This window comes from Pseudomonas tensinigenes, assembly GCF_014268445.2.
Lineage (GTDB): Bacteria > Pseudomonadota > Gammaproteobacteria > Pseudomonadales > Pseudomonadaceae > Aquipseudomonas > Aquipseudomonas tensinigenes.
The window spans coordinates 1,475,058-1,492,287 of the sequence record NZ_CP077089.1 but is presented as its reverse complement, the minus strand read 5'-3'; the positions used below and the strand labels follow the sequence as shown (position 1 = coordinate 1,492,287).

Here is a 17,230-nt window from a genome sequence, read left to right as displayed (position 1 = left end):
CGATAGCAACGCTGAAACTTTTATCGATAGAAAGGACGAAAATTATGCGTAAGCAACTGATGATCCCAGCTCTTCTGGCCGCAAGCGTCGCTCTGGCTGCCTGCTCTACCCCGCCTAACCCGAACCTGGAACAGGCGCGCACCAACTACGCCGGCCTGCAAGCCAACCCACAGGCGAGCAAAGTCGCGGCGCTGGAAACCAAAGACGCCAGTGATTACCTGGACAAGGCCGACAAGGCTTATCTGGACAAGCAAGACGCGGCCAAGGTCGACCAATTGGCCTACCTGACCAACCAGCGTGTGGAAGTGGCCAAGCAGACCATCGCCCTGCGCACTGCGGAAAACAACCTGAAGAACGCCGCTGCCCAACGTGCCCAGGCGCGTCTGGATGCGCGTGATCAGCAGATCAAACAGCTGCAGGACAGCCTGAACGCCAAGCAGACCGATCGCGGTACGCTGGTGACTTTCGGTGACGTGCTGTTCGCCACCGACCGTGCCGACCTGAAATCCAGCGGTCTGGTGAATATCAACAAACTGGCGCAGTTCCTTCAGGAAAACCCGGATCGCAAAGTGATCGTTGAGGGTTACACCGACAGCACCGGTACCGCCAGCCACAACCAGTCGCTGTCCGAGCGTCGCGCCAACTCCGTGCGCACCGCACTGGTGAAAATGGGCGTTGATCCAGCGCGTATCGTCACCCAAGGCTACGGCAAGGAATACCCGGTTGCCGAGAACGGCAGCGTTTCCGGCCGTGCGATGAACCGTCGTGTGGAAGTGACCATTTCCAACGACAACCAGCCAGTGATGCCACGTTCGGCGGTCAGCTCGAACTAAGCTCCCTGCTGTAACGCGAAAGCCCCGCCTGATTGATCAGGCGGGGCTTTTTTGTGCGGGCTGAAATCGCGGCCCCTCACCCCAGCCCTCTCCCGAGGGAGAGGGAGCCGATTTGTGGTGCTTTCAGAATTTGTGTTCGGCACGATGGATCAGGCGGGGCTTTTTTGTGCGGGCGGAAATCGCGGCCCCTCACCCTAGCCCTCTCCCGAGGGAGAGGGAGCCGATTTGTGGTGCTTTCAGAATTTGTGTTCGACACGATGGATCAGGCGGGGCTTTTTTGTGCGGGCTGAAATCGCAGCCCCTCACCCCAGCCCTCTCCCGAGGGAGAGGGAGCCGATTGGGGGATGCTCGATAGCTGCGTCGACCTGAAAGTGCTTCGCCGAATCCATAATCAACGCAATCTTTCAGGTCGGCGTATAGCGAAAGACACCTCGCTCAGTCCCCTCTCCCTCTGGGAGAGGGTTAGGGTGAGGGCTTGTCCTGCAGAATCACTGCTCAAGCTTCTGCGGAGTCTCCTCGCCCATGCAACGCACGGCTTTTTTCTGCGCATTGATCAACACACCTGTCAGACCTTTCTGCTCGGTATCGAACAACACCAGCACCCCATCAATGCACTGCGCCACTTGCGGTGCCGGGTCCAGCGAGACTTTGTAGTCTTCGCCGGGCACGGTCTTGAGCATGGTGAATTCGTTGAGCAGCAACGCATCCTCGGGTTTGGCGAAGTGCAGGTAGCCGTAGTACCACAGCGCCCCGACGGTGCCGAGGATGCTGCAGATACCGGTGATGATCAGCGGGATGGCGTTACGTTCTTCACTCATTGCGGGCTCTCATCTTCAGAATTCGGGGGTGTCGGGTAATTGGGGATTTCGCCGAGACGGCGCAGGCCGTTGAAGTGCTCGGGATCATCCAGATAACGCAGCATGACTTGGCGCCACACCGGGTCACCGAAGGTCTGCACATGGCCGCCACGGGTCAGTTGCAGCACGCGCGGTGGCGGCGCAGCCTGATACAGACGGATGCCGTTAGACAGTGGTACCAGTGGATCGTCGATGCTGTGGAAGATCAGTTTCGGCACGCCGTTGAGCTGCGGCATCGAGTTGATCGCGCTGTCGCCGTCCGGCACCAGCCACGACAGCGGCACCTGAAATGGCCAGGTCAGCCAAGAAGTGCTCAGCGCATACTGGCCGACGCTGCGGTAACTGGCGGGCACGCCGTCGAGCACCAAAGCCTTGAGCTGCTTCTGTCGCTCGGGATGCTGCACCAGCCAATGCACGGCCATCGAACCGCCGAGGCTCTGACCGAGCAGAATCAGCGGCTTGCCTTTGACTTCCGGCGCCCTGTCCAGCCACGCAAAAGCGGTATCAATGTCCTGATAGATCGCCGGCAAACTCGGCTCGCCCTCAGATAAGCCATAACCACGATAGTCGACCAACAACACTTGATAGCCGTTTTTCGGTAGCCACCAGCTCCCGCCCAAATGCATCGGCAGGTTGCCGCCGTTGCCGTGCAAATGCAGGACGGTACCTTTGACCTCGACGCCGGATTTGGCCGGCAGCCACCAGGCATTGAGCTCCAAGCCATCCGCCGTGACCAGGGTGACGGTGCGGTATTCGAGCTTGGCTTTTTCCGGGGTAAAGATCTGGCCCGGCTCGGGGTAGAACAACAGCGAACTGCAACCGCCGAGGGTCAGGAGCAGGCAGAAGATGCCGAGGATTCTCATCCGGTGAAACCTCGCAGAAATAGGGAGTCAGACACAAATCGAAACTGTGGGAGCGAGCCTGCTCGCGAAAGCGGTGTGTCAGCCAACATTAATGTTGAATGTGAAATCGCATTCGCGAGCAGGCTCGCTCCCACAGGGGATATTGGTTATTCAGAGAATATTGGAGTAATCCGCTTCGATCCGGTCCAGGCTCAAATGATTGAGGAAGTTGGAGAAGCACATCCACGCCGACAACGCATTCAAATCGCGGAACTGATCCGGCAAGTATTTCGGCGCCACCACCAGTCCTTCATCCACCAACTGACGCAAGGTCCGCATGTCTTCCAGCGTGGTCTTGCCACAAAACAACAACGGGATCTGCTCAAGTTTGCCCTTACGCACGGCCAACTGAATGTAGTTGTAAACCATGATAAAGCCCTTGAGGTAGGACAAGTCTTTGGTGAATGGCAGACCGGTCGGCGTAGATCCACGGAAAACCCGACTGGCGTTGCCGTAACTTTCCGCCATCTCGAAGCCCTGCTCGCGGAAGAACTCGAAGATCTGCAAGAAGTCCGCGCCCTCCTCGACCATGTGGATGGCGCGGGTGCGGTTGGTCAATTTGCGCAGGCGGCTCGGGTAGGAGGCGAAGGTGATGATTTCCATCAGGATCGCCAGGCCTTCCTGGGTCACCGTCGACGACGGTGGGCCTTTGGACAGGAAGGTGCAGATCGGCTGGTTCAGCCCGTTGAGCGTAGTGCCCACATGGACCAGACCTTCGTGGACTTCCAGCGCGCGCACATCACGATCGTTGAACATCGCGTCGGTGCGGATCTTGATGTAGTCCGCGCCGGCCGCCGCGTCGGCGACGATGCCGTCAGACTCGAACACGCGAATGGTTTCCTCGGCCTCGCCAAAGACCTTGTTCAGACGGGTTTGCAGCAAGTGCACAGCGTCTTTGGCGGTGAGGGTTTTCGGCTCGTCTTTCAGATCGCCTCGGCCATCGATGTTGTTCAGGTAGTCGGACATCATCAGGCCGAGGTCGGCCAACGTCGGGTCACCGGCGTGAAAGGCATCGGACGCAGCCCCGTACAACTCTTGCGAGATCAGGCCGAAATCCTCGGTGCCGCGCGCTTCGAGCATGCGCACCACCATGCGGTATTCCTTGCACATGCGCCGCATGATCTGCCCGACCGGGTTGAACTGGCCGAGCTGGCGGGTGATGTCGCGCTCGATGTTCTGGAATTCCAGTTTGACCTTGCTCGAGTCGAAACTCAGCGGTCGATTGAGGTAGTAGTCGCGATCCACCGCCGGCATTTCCTTGCCTTTGGCCTTGAGGAAGCCCTTGCGGATATTCTCATCCCACTTGACCGCGTCGAGCACACGGATCGGTGTCTGCGCCAGCACAATGCGGTCGGACAATATGCGTATCGACTGCTGGTAATCGTCCACCCGAAACTCCTGTAGAACACTGAATTATTTGGTGCGGGCCTGGCGCTGGTAGCGCACGGCTTCAACGAAGACATCGGAATTGGCCGGATCGTCGAGGTAAGCAAAGACCTTGTCGAGGTTGCTGTCGACATGCACGCCGTCGCCATCGTCGGTCTGGAAGGCTTGACCGTCGAGGGCTTTTTGCTTGATCGCTTGATTGATCTGTTCGAGATCGAGGTTGTAGACCACCAGTTCGTGTTTGTCGGTGAGCTCGAAACCAGCGATGGTGAAGTGGCCACCGTACTGCGCCGGGACTTTCGCCGACAGATACCAGCGGTTGCCGTGGCGCGACACGGTGAACGGATAGGCTTCGCGTTCGTGGGGTTTGGCCTTGAAGTACGTAACGGCCTGATAGCGATCGTTGCCCAATCGCGTCAGCTCAAGGTTCATCGGCTCGCCCCAGGCGTTGGTGCTCGACCATTTGCCGAGCAGGCCTTTGGGCGCCGGGTCACTGGCGGTCAGCGGCTCCTTGAAGGTCACCAGACAGCCACTGAGCAGCAGGAACGACAAGGCGATCAACGCGCCACGCCAGGCTTTCATTCAATACTCCCTATGAACACACGGCCCTGAACATCGCCACATTATCCTGTGGGAGCGAGCCTGCTCGCGAAAGCGGTGTGTCAGGCAACAAAGATGTTGAATGTCAGACCGCATTCGCGAGCAGGCTCGCTCCCACAGGGTGAAGCAACAACCGATTACACCGACGCAAGCACCAGGTGCATATACCGCGTCAGAATACCGAGCATGTCCTCTTCGGCCAAAGGCTCGGCGTCGTTGAGCAGGCCCTGATATTCCATCCGTCCGATAATCGCCGTCAACACCTTGGCATCCTGTTGCGGTTCACGCGAGCCCAATACCTGAAACAACTGGCAGGTGCCCTGCAACAGAATCTGCTGATGCGAGCGCACCAGAATTGCCAGACGCGGGTTGAGCAGCGCTTCCTGACGGAACGCCTGCTCAGCCATCAAATGCTCGCGCCGGTTAACCAATTGCCGGTGAACATAGTCGGCCATCAACCGCGCAATGTCGTCGGCCAGTTGCGAGCGCGATTCGGGGCTGCCGTCACCACTAACGACCATGTCACGCAACAGACCTTCATTGTTGACCCACAACTTGGCCATGTACGCCGCGCTGCGTTCAACGTATTGGGCGAAGGTATCGGTGAGCAGGTCATCGATGTCCTTGAAGTAGTAGGTGGTCGCCGACAGCGGCACTCCGGCCTCGGCGGCCACTGCACGGTGGCGCACGGCACGCACGCCGTCACGCACGACAATACGCATCGCTGCATCGAGAATGTCCTGTCGACGCTGCTCACTGCCCTGTCGGCTGGCCTTGCGACCCTGGTACTGAACACTTTCAGCGACCGCAGTGGCGATACCCGCTGCACCCTCTTGAGCTATTGCACCCATCACGACAGAACTTCCTCTGCTATTGCAAAATTAACCAATTGATACATTTGTACCAGACAGGCAATAAAAAGCCGCCTGTTTTAGGCGGCTTTTTAACTGAAACGTTTACGCTTGCGGTCGCATGTGCGGGAACAGGATCACATCGCGGATCGACGGCGAGTTGGTCAGCAACATCACCAGACGATCGATGCCGATGCCTTCACCGGCCGTTGGCGGCATGCCGTACTCCAGCGCGCGAACGAAGTCGGCGTCGTAGTGCATGGCTTCGTCGTCGCCGGCGTCCTTGTCGGCCACCTGCGCCATGAAGCGCTCGGCCTGGTCTTCCGCGTCGTTCAACTCGGAGTAGGCGTTGGCGATTTCACGGCCACCGATGAACAGCTCGAAGCGGTCGGTGACGTTCGGGTTGTCGTCGTTGCGACGGGCCAGCGGCGACACTTCGAACGGGTACTGAGTGATGAAGTGCGGCTGCTCCAGCTTGTGCTCGACCAGCTCTTCGAAAATCATCACCTGCAGCTTGCCCAGACCTTCGAAGCCCAGCACCTTGGCGCCGGCCTTCTTGGCGATGGCGCGGGCCTTGTCGATGTCGTTCAGATCATCGGCGGTCAGCTCAGGGTTGTACTTGAGGATCGAGTCGAACACCGACAGACGCACGAACGGCTCGCCGAAGTGGAACACCTTGTCGCCGTACGGCACGTCGGTGCTGCCCAGTACCAGCTGCGCCAGTTCACGGAACAGTTCTTCGGTCAGGTCCATGTTGTCTTCATAGTCGGCGTAAGCCTGGTAGAACTCCAACATGGTGAATTCCGGGTTGTGACGCGTCGAAACGCCTTCGTTACGGAAGTTGCGATTGATCTCGAAGACTTTCTCGAAACCGCCGACTACCAAGCGCTTGAGGTACAGCTCAGGCGCGATACGCAGGAACATTTCCATGTCCAGCGCGTTGTGGTGGGTTTCGAACGGCTTGGCAGCAGCGCCGCCCGGAATGGTCTGCAGCATCGGCGTTTCGACTTCGAGGAAGTCGCGCTTCATCAGGAAGCTGCGGATGTGCGCGATGACTTGCGAACGCACGCGGAAGGTCTGACGCACTTCGTCGTTGACGATCAGGTCAACGTAGCGCTGACGGTAGCGCTGTTCGGTGTCGGTCAGGCCGTGGTGCTTGTCCGGCAGCGGGCGCAGCGATTTGGTCAGCAGACGCACGCTGGTCATTTCAACGTACAGGTCGCCCTTGCCGGAACGCGCCAGGGTGCCTTCGGCGGCAATGATGTCGCCCATGTCCCAGGTTTTCACCGCGGCCAGGGTGTCTTCCGACAGGGTTTTACGGTTGACGTAAACCTGGATGCGACCGGTCATGTCCTGGATCACCATGAACGAGCCACGGTTGAGCATGATGCGACCGGCAACCTTGACCGGGATTGCAGCCTCTGCCAGCTCTTCCTTGGTCTTGTCCGCGTACTGTTTCTGCAGTGCATCGCAGTAGTTTTCGCGGCGGAAGTCGTTCGGGAAGGCGTTGCCCTTGGCGCGCTCGGCAGCCAGCTTTTCCTTGCGCAGGGCGATCAGGGAGTTTTCTTCCTGTTGCAGGGCTTGCGGGTCGAGTTGTTGGTCGCTCATGTCTTTAGATATTCCATCAGGTTCGTTGCCCCCAGGCCTGCCGGCCCGGGGATCGCCAGCAGGGCTGGCTCCTACAGGGATCGGTTTGAATCAGCCGACCCTGTAATGCGTCTTTTACAGCCCGGACTTCAGGCTGGCATACAGGTATTCGTCGATATCACCGTCGAGTACCTTGTCGCAGTCGCTGCGTTCGATGTTGGTGCGCAGATCCTTGATCCGCGACGCATCGAGCACGTACGAGCGGATCTGGTGACCCCAGCCGATATCGGACTTGGTGTCTTCCAGCGCTTGCGACGCGGCGTTGCGTTTCTGCATTTCCTGCTCGTACAACTTGGCCCGCAGCATTTTCATGGCGGTGTCCTTGTTGGCGTGCTGGGAACGTTCGTTCTGGCAGCTGACCACGGTGTTGGTCGGTACGTGAGTGATACGTACGGCCGAGTCGGTGGTGTTTACGTGCTGACCACCGGCACCGGAGGAACGATAGGTGTCGATCCGCAGGTCTGCCGGGTTGATTTCGATTTCGACCTTGTCGTCGATCTCTGGCGAGACGAAAACCGCGGAGAACGAGGTGTGGCGACGGTTGCCGGAGTCGAACGGGCTCTTGCGCACCAGACGGTGCACGCCGATCTCGGTACGCAACCAGCCAAAGGCGTATTCGCCCTTGATGTGCACGGTCGCGCCTTTGATACCGGCGACTTCACCGGCCGACAGTTCCATGATGGTCGCGTCGAAACCGCGTTTATCCGCCCAGCGCAGGTACATGCGCAGGAGGATGTTGGCCCAGTCCTGGGCCTCGGTGCCGCCGGAACCGGCCTGGATGTCCAGGTAGGCGTTGTTCGGGTCCATTTCATGGCTGAACATGCGGCGGAATTCCAGCTTGGCCAGATTTTCCTCGAGACGGGCCAGCTCGGCGACGACATCGCCCACTGCGCCTTCGTCGTTTTCTTCGACGGCCATGTCCAGCAGGTCGCGGCAATCGGCCAGACCGCCGTTCAGTTCGTCGAGGGTATCGACGATCTGTGCCAGCGCGGCGCGCTCGCGGCCCAGTTCCTGGGCGTATTCAGGTTTGTTCCAGACGCTCGGATCTTCAAGCTCGCGATTGACCTCAGTCAGACGCTCATGCTTTTGATCGTAGTCAAAGATACCCCCGAATAGTTTCGGAGCGCTCGGACAGGTCCTTGATGGTGTTCAGGATCGGGTTGATTTCCATGACGGGCAGCACTCGTTGGCGAACTTTTGAAAGCCGGCGAGTATAACGTAATCAGGCTGTGACGGCAGCCCGTCTGGCGGCTACGGGGATCATTAAAGCCTTTGCCCTCACCCTAACCCTCTCCCAGAGGTAGAGGGGACCGATCGGGGGATATTTGAGAGGTACGCCGACGTGAAAGGGCTTTGCCGAATCCATGATCGCCACGCTTACAGATCCATAATCGCCGAGGTCTTTCAGGTCGATGCAGAACCCAAGACACCTCGGTCGGCCCCCTCTCCCTCCGGGAGAGGGATGGGGTGAGGGTCAGCCGCTACTCGATTCCGACCTGATTACGCCCACTGTTCTTCGCCAGGTACAAGCCACGATCCGCCGCTGAAATCAGCAACCGGCAATCACTACCCGCCTGCGGCACCATGGTCGCCAGACCAATACTGATCGTCAGGCTCGCCCCTTCCGCCGGGGTGTTGTGCGGAATTTTCAGCGAGGCCACGGTCTGGCGCAGTTTCTCCGCCACCAGCCGCGCGCCGCCCGGCGAGGTGTTCGGCAGCACCAGCACAAACTCCTCACCACCATAACGCGCCGGCAGATCCGACGGTCGTGCGCTGGCCTCGCGGATCGCCGTGGCGACCTTGCGCAACGCCTCATCACCTTCAACATGGCCAAAGCTGTCGTTGTAGGACTTGAAGTAATCGACGTCGATCATCAACAGCGACAACTGACTCTGATCCCGCAGCGAGCGGCGCCACTCCAGTTCCAGGTACTCGTCGAAATGGCGGCGATTGGACAGCCCGGTCAGGCCATCGGAGTTCATCAGCCGTTGCAGCACCAGATTGGTGTCGAGCAATTGCTGCTGGCTGACCCGCAGCGCGCGATATGCCGCGTCGCGCTGCAACAACGTCATGTACGAGCGCGAGTGATAGCGGATGCGCGCCACCAGTTCGATGGTGTCCGGCAGCTTCACCAGATAATCGTTGGCCCCGGCCGAGAACGCCGCGCTTTTGATCAGCGGGTCCTCCTTGGTCGACAGGACGATGATCGGGATGTCCTTGGTCGCCGGGTGATTGCGGTATTCGCGCACCAGGCTCAGGCCATCGAGGCCGGGCATCACCAGGTCCTGGAGAATCACCGTTGGTTTGATCCGCACCGCCTGGGCAATAGCCTGCTGCGGGTCGGAGCAGAAGTGAAAGTCGATATTTTCCTGATTCGACAGCCCACGGCGCACCGCTTCGCCGATCATCGCCTGATCGTCCACCAACAACACCATGGCGGCGTTTTCGTCGGTTTTAATGTCGTCGATCTGTAAGTCATTCATGGGCGGTCACCTGAGTACTGCGGGGGCCAGGATTGCGGATTGACCTGATCATTTGGGGAAAATCTCCTGCAATCGTGGCGCTATTCTTTCCAGTGGACGTATTTCTACGGCGGCATCAATGGCCGCAGCGGCCTTGGGCATGCCGTACACCGCACTGCTTTGCTGATCCTGCGCGATGGTCAGATAACCCTGTTGGCGCATGAGCTTAAGCCCTTGCGCGCCGTCACGCCCCATCCCGGTCAATAAAACCCCGACGGCGTCGCCATTCCAATAACTGGCGACACTCTCGAAAAACACATCGATCGAGGGCCGATAGATTTCGTTGACCGGCTCGGCCGTGTAGGCCAGCGTGCCGTTTTTCAACAAGCGAATATGGTGGTTGGTCCCGGCCAGCAGCACTGCGCCGGCCTGTGGCGGTTCGCCTTCGCGGGCGAGCCTTACATCGAGGCCGCTGGCGCTGGCCAGCCATTCGGCCATGCCGGCAGCAAACACTTGATCGACGTGCTGCACCAGCACAATGGCTGCCGAGAAATCCTTGGGCAAGCCTTTGAGCAGCATCTCCAGCGCCGCCGGCCCGCCTGCGGATGAACCGATCGCTACCAGCCGCTGGCGCGAACCCGAACTGCGCGGCGGCGTCGGCGCGGGACGTGAGCGCGGCGCTTTGTCGCCGATCAGCCAGCCAATATTGAGGATCTTGCGCAGCAACGGCGCCGCCGCTTCCTGCGCATTGCCCGCGCCGAGGGCGGGGGTATCGACCACGTCCAGCGCGCCGTGGCCCATGGCTTCGAAGACACGGTGCACGTTCTGCTGGCGGTCGACGGTCACGATGACAATGGCACACGGGGTTTCAGCCATGATCCGCCGGGTGGCTTCGACGCCGTCCATCACCGGCATGATCAGATCCATGAGGATCAGATCGGGGGTGTTTTCGGCGCACAGTTGCACCGCCTCGGCACCGTTGCGGGCAACCCAGACCACCTGATGCGCCGGCTCGAAAGCCAGCGCCCGGCGCAGGGCCTCGACCGCCATGGGCATGTCGTTGACGATTGCGATCTTCATGCCCGCGCTCCTCCGATAAGCTCGACCACTGCGTCGAGCAGGGCGTCGTCATGAAAACTGGCTTTGGCTAAATAATAGTCAGCGCCGGCATCGAGGCCACGGCGACGATCCTCTTCGCGATCCTTGTACGACACGACCATCACCGGCAGCGATTGCAGACGGTTGTCGCGACGCAGCAGCGTGACCAGTTCGATGCCGTCCATGCGCGGCATGTCGATGTCGGTGATCAGCAAATCGAAGTCCTCCGAACGCAGCGCGTTCCAACCGTCCATGCCGTCCACCGCCACCGCGACGTCGTAGCCGCGATTGAGCAGCAGTTTGCGTTGCAGCTCGCGCACGGTCAGCGAGTCGTCGACCACCAGCACCCGCTTGCGCGCCGACTCGGCGGCCTGATTGCCATGACGGGCGATGCGCTCGAGGCGACCGGTATTGAGCAGTTTGTCCACCGAACGCAGCATGTCTTCAACGTCGACGATCAGCACCACCGAGCCGTCGTCGAGCAAGGCGCCAGCGGAGATATCCTGCACTTTGCCCAGACGCTCATCGAGTGGCAAGACCACCAATGTGCGTTCGCCAATAAAGCGCTCCACGGCAACCCCGTAAACCGCATCGCGCTCACGGATCACCACGACTTTAAGGGTTTCGCCGCTGTTCTGGCTGGCCGGGCGGTTGAGCAACTGGCTGGCCGCAACCAGCCCGACGTGCTGGCCTTCGTGCCAGAAATGCTGACGGCCTTCGACCTGCACGATGTCCTCCGGCGCCAGATCGCACATGCGTTCGATGTGCGCCAGCGGGAAGGCGTAGGCCTCTTCGCCAACTTCCACCACCAGACTGCGCACCACCGACAAGGTCAACGGCACTTCCAGATGAAAGCGACTGCCCTCGCCCGCCGTCTGCTCCAGCACCACCGCACCGCGCAGTTGGCGAACCATGTGTTGAACGGCATCGAGGCCAACGCCGCGACCGGACACTTCGGTGACGGTGTCGCGCAGGCTGAAACCGGGCAAAAAGAGGAAGGTCAGCAGCTCCTCTTCGCTTAGCTGCGCTGCGGTTTCGGCTGGGGATAACTGCCGCTCGACGATGCTGCGGCGGACCTTCTCCAGGTCGACGCCATTGCCGTCATCGCTCAGTTCCAGCACCAGCAGACCGGCCTGATGCGAGGCGCGCAGGCGGATCAGGCCCTCTTCTGATTTACCTTTGAGCAGACGCTGCTTAGGGGTTTCGATGCCGTGATCAACGGCGTTGCGCAGCAAATGCGTCAGCGGTGCTTCGAGTTTCTCCAGCACGTCGCGGTCGACCTGGGTTTTCTCGCCTTCGATCTCCAGGCGTACCTGTTTGCCAAGGCTGCGGCCCAGATCCCGCACCATGCGCACTTGACCGGTGAGCACATCGGCGAAGGGCCGCATGCGGCACGCCAGCGCGGTGTCGTAGAGCACTTGCGCGCGCTGGCTGGCCTGCCAGGCGAATTCGTCGAGTTCGGCGTTTTTCTCGCTCAGCAGTTGCTGGGATTCGGCGAGCAAACGGCGCGCGTCCTCCAAGGCTTCCAGCGCTTCAAGGCTCAACGCATGTTCCTTGAGGTGCACGTTGAGGTTTTCCAGCGCGCGCAGGCCGTTGTTCTGCATGCGCTTGAGACGCTGCATGGTCGCCAAATGCGGCTTGAGGCGCTGGGTTTCCACCAGCGATTTGCTCGACAGATCGAGCAGGCTGTTCAGGCGCTCGGCGGTAACGCGCAAGACGCGTTCGCCACCTTCGGTGGTGCGTTTGCTTTTGCGGGACGTCGGCTCGGAAGGCTCAACCGGCGCGTCCATGATAGGAGCTGGCGCGGGTTCAAAGACCGACGGCGCTTGAAGTTGCAACTCGGCCATCGGCGGTGCAATCAGCGTTGCCGCTGGCGTCGACGGATCGAGCAAACTCGCCATCAACGCCACGTAAGCGTCGATATCACTCGGCTGCGGCGCATTCGTCGGCGTAGCAACGCGCATCAGCAAATCGGTGCCCTGCAACAACGCATCGATATGCTCGGGCCGCAGCAACAACCGTCCTTCCTGCGCACTGACCAGGCAATCTTCCATAACATGGGCGACGCTGACGCCGCTGTCGATGCCGACAATCCGCGCCGCACCTTTGAGCGAGTGCGCCGCGCGCATGCACGATTCCAACTGATCGGCCTGGGTCGGGTTGCGCTCCAGCGCCAGCAACCCGGCGCTGAGTACTTGGGTCTGCGCTTCGGCTTCGAGGCTGAACAACTCCAGCAGCGAGGCGTCGCGCATTTGCTCGGGGGTCATGTGAGGCTCCGGGTCACGGCGGACAACAGCTGTTCTTCATCCAGCCAACGCAGGCTGCGACCGCGATATTGCAGAACACCACGGGTGTATTTGGCGCTGGCCTGCGCCCCGGATTGCGACGCTGCATCAAGGATGCGCTCGTCGATGGCATGAATACCGTCGACCTCATCCACCGGCACCACGACTGGCCCGCCATGGGCGGCGATGATCAGCATACGCGGCATGATGCGCGCGCCATTGGCTGGCGCAGCGTTGCCATCCAGATCAAGCAACTCAACCAGCGACAGGCACGCCACCAGCGCGCCACGCACATTGGCCACGCCGAGCAAGGCGCGCGAGCGCTGGTGCGGCAACGAGTGAATCGCCTGCAGCGGCGCCACTTCAACGAGGCTGCGCGTCGCGAGCCCCAGCCATTCTTCGCCGAGACGGAACATCAGCAACGAACGGGTTTTCACATCGCTTTCCACGGCGGTCGCCACCGGGTCGCGCTCGTCCTGCTGCAACGCATAACGGTCGAGCAGGCGCGTGGCAGCGGCGGAATACACCGAGCAATTGCGGCAATGAATGTGCTCTTCCAGCAGCGGGCAGGACTTGTCGCCATGGATGCCGATGCGGTTCCAGCAATCATCGATGGCCCGGGCGTCTTCGTGGGTGACGTTCAAGGTGTCGGACGGGATCATCGTTTACGCTCACTGTCGGTGGTGCGCCCGCTGCGGGCGGCGCGCTCCTGCAATCGTCTGGCACCGACGCTGTCGCCCTGGGCCTGCAGCAGCGCGGCCAGGTGCATCAACGCTTCGGGATGTTGCGGTTCGAGATACAACGCTTTGCGATAAAAGCCTTGGGCTTCGAGGGTCAGGCCGGCGACATCGCTGAGCAAGCCGAGCCAGTAAAACACCTGAGCCACCGGTTCATGACTGCGCAGATACTGTTCGCAGGCAGCCCGGGCTTCGGCGCTTTTGCCTTCGTTAGCCAGCGCGGCGATATTGGCCAGCAAGGTCGCTGCGTCCGGGTTCGCGCTTTTGCTGGCGATTGGCAGTGGCGTTACGGCGGCAAACGGTCGATTGCGCACCGGCGCTGGCGGCGTGCTGCGCTGCGGTTGGCTGATCGGCACCGCGATCGGTTTGGGTGTCGGCAGCGGTTCGGGGTGCGGATCGCTGTGGCGGCTGAACGCAAAGGATTGCGGGATGCCGATCGAACGCATGCCCAAGCGTCCAAGCAAACTGCCCTCGGCCGGGCCGATAAACAGCACGCCGTCGAAATGAGTCAGACGCTTGAGCACCTCGAACACCAGCTTTTGCGTCGGCTGATCGAAATAGATCAACAGATTGCGGCAAAACACGAAATCGAACGCCGGCTCACTGGCCAACAACGTCGGATCGAGCACATTGCCGACCTGCAAACGCACTTGCTCACGCACGCTCTCGTTGACCCGATGGCCGTCCTGCTCAGACGTGAAATGCCGTTCGCGAAAGTCCAGATCCTGACCGCGAAACGAGTTTTTGCCATACAGCGCACGCCGCGCCTTCTCCACCGACAGCGGACTGACGTCCATGCCATCGACCTTGAACTGATGCGGCTTAAGCCCGGCATCGAGCAAGGCCATGGCAATCGAATAGGGTTCTTCGCCGGTGGAGCACGGCAGGCTGAGGATGCGCAGCGCACGCATGTTGTTCAGCTCGGCGAGGCGATTGCGCGCCAGCTTGCCCAGCGTGGCAAAGGATTCCGGGTAACGGAAAAACCACGTTTCCGGGACGATCACCGCTTCGATCAACGCCTGTTGCTCATCCCGCGAGCCTTGCAGCAACTGCCAATATTCATCGGCATGCGCCGCTTGCGACAACGTTGTGCGCTGGCGCACGGCCCGCTCGATGATCGCCGGGCCGACCGACGTCACATCGAGACCGATGCGTTCCTTGAGAAAGTCGAAAAAACGCTGATCGCTGCTCATGCCTGCGCCTCAAGCTGCGCCGGACTCAGCGGCGGATCGGGGAACAGCAAAGTACGCACGGCGTCATCGAGCAAGTCATCGACCAGTACCCATTGCACCAATCCCTGCGCATCTTCACGCACCGGGCCGAGGTAAGGCGCCTCGCGGTTGTCGAGGCCGTAGGGCGCAAACTCATGAGGATGGCAGCGCAGCGTGTCGGTGGCCTGTTCCAGAATCAGTCCGAGCCATTGCGCCGGTTGCGACTCATCAGGCTGGTAATTGACCAGAACAAGACGCGTGCTGGTACGCGCCTGAGCGGGATGGCCAAAGGTCAATGCGCTGAGGTCGATTACCGGGACTACCGCACCGCGATAAGCGAACACACCGGCAACCCACTGCGGCGCCCGCGCAATCGGTTTCAACGGCAGGCGCGGCAACACTTCCGCGACCTCGGTGGCGCGCAGGGCGTAACGTTCGCTACCGATGCGAAACAGCAGGAACAACGCCGGCTTCGCCACCTGCGCGGCGCTGCGTTTGGCGATGATGTCGCTCATCAGACTTTGAATCGCGAAACGCCGCTGCGCAGCCCGACGGCCACCTGGCTCAGTTCGTCGATGGCGAAACTGGCCTGACGCAACGACTCGACGGTCTGGCTGCTGGCGTCACCCAACTGCACCAGCGCATGGTTGATCTGCTCGGCACCGGTGGCCTGAGCCTGCATGCCTTCGTTGACCATCAGCACCCGCGGCGCCAGCGCCTGCACTTGGTGGATGATCTGCGACAGCTGCTCGCCGACCTGCTGCACTTCGGACATGCCACGGCGCACTTCTTCGGAGAACTTGTCCATGCCCATCACACCCGCCGACACCGCCGACTGGATCTCGCGCACCATCTGTTCGATGTCGTAAGTGGCAACAGCGGTCTGATCCGCCAGACGCCGCACTTCAGTGGCGACCACGGCAAAACCGCGACCGTATTCACCGGCCTTCTCGGCTTCAATCGCCGCGTTGAGCGACAACAGGTTGGTCTGGTCCGCAACCTTGACGATGGTCACCACCACCTGGTTGATGTTGCCGGCCTTCTCATTGAGGATCGCCAGTTTGGCGTTGACCAGATCGGCCGCGCCCATCACCGAATGCATGGTGTCTTCCATGCGCGCCAAGCCTTGCTGGCCCGAGCCGGCGAGCACCGAAGCCTGATCGGCGGCGGTGGACACTTCGGTCATGGTGCGCACAAGATCGCGCGAAGTTGCCGCAATCTCACGGGACGTCGCGCCAATCTCGGTGGTCGTCGCGGCGGTTTCGGTGGCGGTGGCTTGTTGTTGCTTGGAAGTGGCGGCGATCTCGGTCACCGAGGTGGTCACCTGCACCGACGAGCGCTGCGCCTGGGAAACCAGTGCGGTCAGCTCGGTCATCATGTCGTTGAAGCCGGTTTCGACGGCGCCGAACTCGTCTTTGCGGTCGAGGTTCAAACGCGAACTGAGATCGCCGGTGCGCATGGTTTCAAGGATCTGCACGATGCGGTTCATCGGCGCCATGATTGCGCGCATCAACAACAGACCGCAGAGGCCGGCGGCGAGGACAGCGACCAACAGGGAAATGAACATGCTGACTTTGGCTGCGGCAACGGCATCGTCGATATTGTTCATGGCCTGATCGGCGACTGTCTTGTTTTCGCCGATGATGTCGTTGAGCTTCATGCGCCCGGAATACCAGGCAGGCGTGAGCTTGTCGTGGAACATCCTGACCGCGTCCGCTTCCAGATTGCGTTTATGCAGGTCCAGCACGGCATCCTGAATCTGGATGTAGGCGTCGTGGTACTTCTCGAACGCGGCGAACTCGAGACGATCCTCGTCGGTCGCCATGGTCTTGCGATAGTTGGCCATCTGCTCCTGCAAACGCGCCTCGAAGGCCTTGTAGTCGGCCGCGTCCTCGCTGGAAATCCCCTGACCTTCCTTGAGCCCGAGCAGTTCTTGGGTCTGCAGATAACTGTCGACCCAGGCGCCACGGATCATCGAACTGTAATAGACGCCGGGAATCGCATCATCGCGCACGCTGTTTTCACTGGTTTCAATCTTCAACAGTCGCGAATACGAGACGACGACCATCAGCAACATAATGGCGATAATCACCGCAAAGCTCGCCAAAATGCGTTGGCGCAACGTCCAGTTCTTCACAGTGATTCCTCGTGCCTGATCGAAATGCGGGGAGTATAGCCGAGGGCGGTGTTTCATTTATAAGACGCTTTTTAACCCTCGGGCCCGTCCGGCATGGTTTGCGGGAGGGCTCTGGGGTGGGACTGTCCGACAATTGCAGGTGATCGTGCCAGTGGGGTACTGGCAAAAGGAGGCGATAGATCGGCCATGGCGTATGCAGTGAGGCTGAAACATCATCGCGAGCA

Annotated in this window: 15 protein-coding genes; 1 reads left to right on the top strand and 14 read right to left on the bottom strand. The window is 60.5% G+C overall.

The features are described from left to right. Positions 1–44: 44 nt before the first annotated feature. Complete coding sequence (lptF, locus tag HU718_RS06450) at positions 45–833, top strand: lipotoxin F family OmpA-related lipoprotein LptF (protein WP_038357819.1); 789 nt, start codon at positions 45–47, stop codon at positions 831–833. 488 nt (positions 834–1,321) lie between these two features. On the opposite strand, the gene HU718_RS06445 is transcribed toward lptF, so the two are convergent. The 14 genes from HU718_RS06445 to HU718_RS06380 all read right to left on the bottom strand — a co-directional run bounded on the left by HU718_RS06445 (position 1,322) and on the right by HU718_RS06380 (position 17,006). After that, the gene (locus HU718_RS06445; protein WP_122591285.1) at positions 1,322–1,651 is read right to left on the bottom strand and encodes a PA3694 family proteiin; all 330 of its coding nucleotides are present in this window, start codon (positions 1,649–1,651) and stop codon (positions 1,322–1,324) included. Next, positions 1,648–2,553, bottom strand: a complete 906-nt coding sequence (locus HU718_RS06440; RefSeq protein ID WP_150731458.1) for an alpha/beta hydrolase — start codon at positions 2,551–2,553, stop codon at positions 1,648–1,650. The genes HU718_RS06445 and HU718_RS06440 overlap by 4 nt, the downstream gene beginning before the upstream one ends. A 150-nt stretch (positions 2,554–2,703) precedes the next feature. Then, positions 2,704–3,981 (bottom strand): flavohemoglobin expression-modulating QEGLA motif protein, encoded by a 1,278-nt coding sequence (locus HU718_RS06435; protein WP_150706056.1) that lies wholly within the window; start codon positions 3,979–3,981, stop codon positions 2,704–2,706. 24 nt (positions 3,982–4,005) lie between these two features. After that, positions 4,006–4,560 (bottom strand): hypothetical protein, encoded by a 555-nt coding sequence (locus tag HU718_RS06430; RefSeq protein WP_186612461.1) that lies wholly within the window; start codon positions 4,558–4,560, stop codon positions 4,006–4,008. A gap of 155 nt (positions 4,561–4,715) precedes the next feature. After that, positions 4,716–5,429 carry a TetR/AcrR family transcriptional regulator gene (locus tag HU718_RS06425; protein ID WP_095050372.1) on the bottom strand — a complete coding sequence of 238 codons (714 nt, stop codon included), beginning with the start codon at positions 5,427–5,429 and terminating at the stop codon, positions 4,716–4,718. A gap of 105 nt (positions 5,430–5,534) precedes the next feature. Next, positions 5,535–7,037, bottom strand: a complete 1,503-nt coding sequence (lysS, locus tag HU718_RS06420; RefSeq protein WP_095126473.1) for a lysine--tRNA ligase — start codon at positions 7,035–7,037, stop codon at positions 5,535–5,537. 114 nt (positions 7,038–7,151) lie between these two features. Next, positions 7,152–8,247, bottom strand: a protein-coding gene (gene prfB / locus HU718_RS06415; RefSeq protein WP_102900567.1) for a peptide chain release factor 2 whose coding sequence is annotated in 2 segments (ribosomal slippage) — positions 7,152–8,174 and positions 8,176–8,247 — 1,095 coding nt in all. Because the reading frame shifts where the segments join, the coding sequence is not laid out codon by codon here. Positions 8,248–8,557: 310 nt separating this feature from the next. Then, entirely contained in the window at positions 8,558–9,559 is a 1,002-nt protein-coding gene (locus tag HU718_RS06410; protein ID WP_095126472.1) for a response regulator, read from the bottom strand. Positions 9,560–9,607: 48 nt separating this feature from the next. Beyond that, positions 9,608–10,618 carry a chemotaxis response regulator protein-glutamate methylesterase gene (locus HU718_RS06405; RefSeq protein WP_095119324.1) on the bottom strand — a complete coding sequence of 337 codons (1,011 nt, stop codon included), beginning with the start codon at positions 10,616–10,618 and terminating at the stop codon, positions 9,608–9,610. Further along, complete coding sequence (locus HU718_RS06400) at positions 10,615–12,903, bottom strand: hybrid sensor histidine kinase/response regulator (RefSeq protein ID WP_186612459.1); 2,289 nt, start codon at positions 12,901–12,903, stop codon at positions 10,615–10,617. The genes HU718_RS06405 and HU718_RS06400 overlap by 4 nt, the downstream gene beginning before the upstream one ends. Next, the gene (locus HU718_RS06395) at positions 12,900–13,583 is read right to left on the bottom strand and encodes a chemotaxis protein CheW (protein ID WP_150706052.1); all 684 of its coding nucleotides are present in this window, start codon (positions 13,581–13,583) and stop codon (positions 12,900–12,902) included. The genes HU718_RS06400 and HU718_RS06395 overlap by 4 nt, the downstream gene beginning before the upstream one ends. Continuing rightward, a complete protein-coding gene (locus HU718_RS06390) occupies positions 13,580–14,851 on the bottom strand; it encodes a CheR family methyltransferase (protein ID WP_186612457.1) in 1,272 nt (423 codons plus the stop codon). Before HU718_RS06390 ends, HU718_RS06395 begins: the two co-directional genes overlap by 4 nt. After that, positions 14,848–15,384 carry a chemotaxis protein CheW gene (locus HU718_RS06385; RefSeq protein ID WP_186612454.1) on the bottom strand — a complete coding sequence of 179 codons (537 nt, stop codon included), beginning with the start codon at positions 15,382–15,384 and terminating at the stop codon, positions 14,848–14,850. The genes HU718_RS06390 and HU718_RS06385 overlap by 4 nt, the downstream gene beginning before the upstream one ends. Beyond that, on the bottom strand, positions 15,384–17,006 hold the full coding sequence (locus HU718_RS06380; protein ID WP_150706049.1) for a methyl-accepting chemotaxis protein: 1,623 nt from the start codon (positions 17,004–17,006) through the stop codon (positions 15,384–15,386). Before HU718_RS06380 ends, HU718_RS06385 begins: the two co-directional genes overlap by 1 nt. Positions 17,007–17,230: the final 224 nt, after the last annotated feature.

Coding starts and splice junctions, on each gene's coding strand:
- lptF (WP_038357819.1), top strand. CDS start 45: ATGCGTAAGCAACTGATGATCCCAGCTCTTCTGGCCGCAAGCGTCGCT.
- HU718_RS06445 (WP_122591285.1), bottom strand. CDS start 1,651: ATGAGTGAAGAACGTAACGCCATCCCGCTGATCATCACCGGTATCTGC.
- HU718_RS06440 (WP_150731458.1), bottom strand. CDS start 2,553: ATGAGAATCCTCGGCATCTTCTGCCTGCTCCTGACCCTCGGCGGTTGC.
- HU718_RS06430 (WP_186612461.1), bottom strand. CDS start 4,560: ATGAAAGCCTGGCGTGGCGCGTTGATCGCCTTGTCGTTCCTGCTGCTC.
- HU718_RS06425 (WP_095050372.1), bottom strand. CDS start 5,429: ATGGGTGCAATAGCTCAAGAGGGTGCAGCGGGTATCGCCACTGCGGTC.
- lysS (WP_095126473.1), bottom strand. CDS start 7,037: ATGAGCGACCAACAACTCGACCCGCAAGCCCTGCAACAGGAAGAAAAC.
- HU718_RS06410 (WP_095126472.1), bottom strand. CDS start 9,559: ATGAATGACTTACAGATCGACGACATTAAAACCGACGAAAACGCCGCC.
- HU718_RS06405 (WP_095119324.1), bottom strand. CDS start 10,618: ATGAAGATCGCAATCGTCAACGACATGCCCATGGCGGTCGAGGCCCTG.
- HU718_RS06400 (WP_186612459.1), bottom strand. CDS start 12,903: ATGACCCCCGAGCAAATGCGCGACGCCTCGCTGCTGGAGTTGTTCAGC.
- HU718_RS06395 (WP_150706052.1), bottom strand. CDS start 13,583: ATGATCCCGTCCGACACCTTGAACGTCACCCACGAAGACGCCCGGGCC.
- HU718_RS06390 (WP_186612457.1), bottom strand. CDS start 14,851: ATGAGCAGCGATCAGCGTTTTTTCGACTTTCTCAAGGAACGCATCGGT.
- HU718_RS06385 (WP_186612454.1), bottom strand. CDS start 15,384: ATGAGCGACATCATCGCCAAACGCAGCGCCGCGCAGGTGGCGAAGCCG.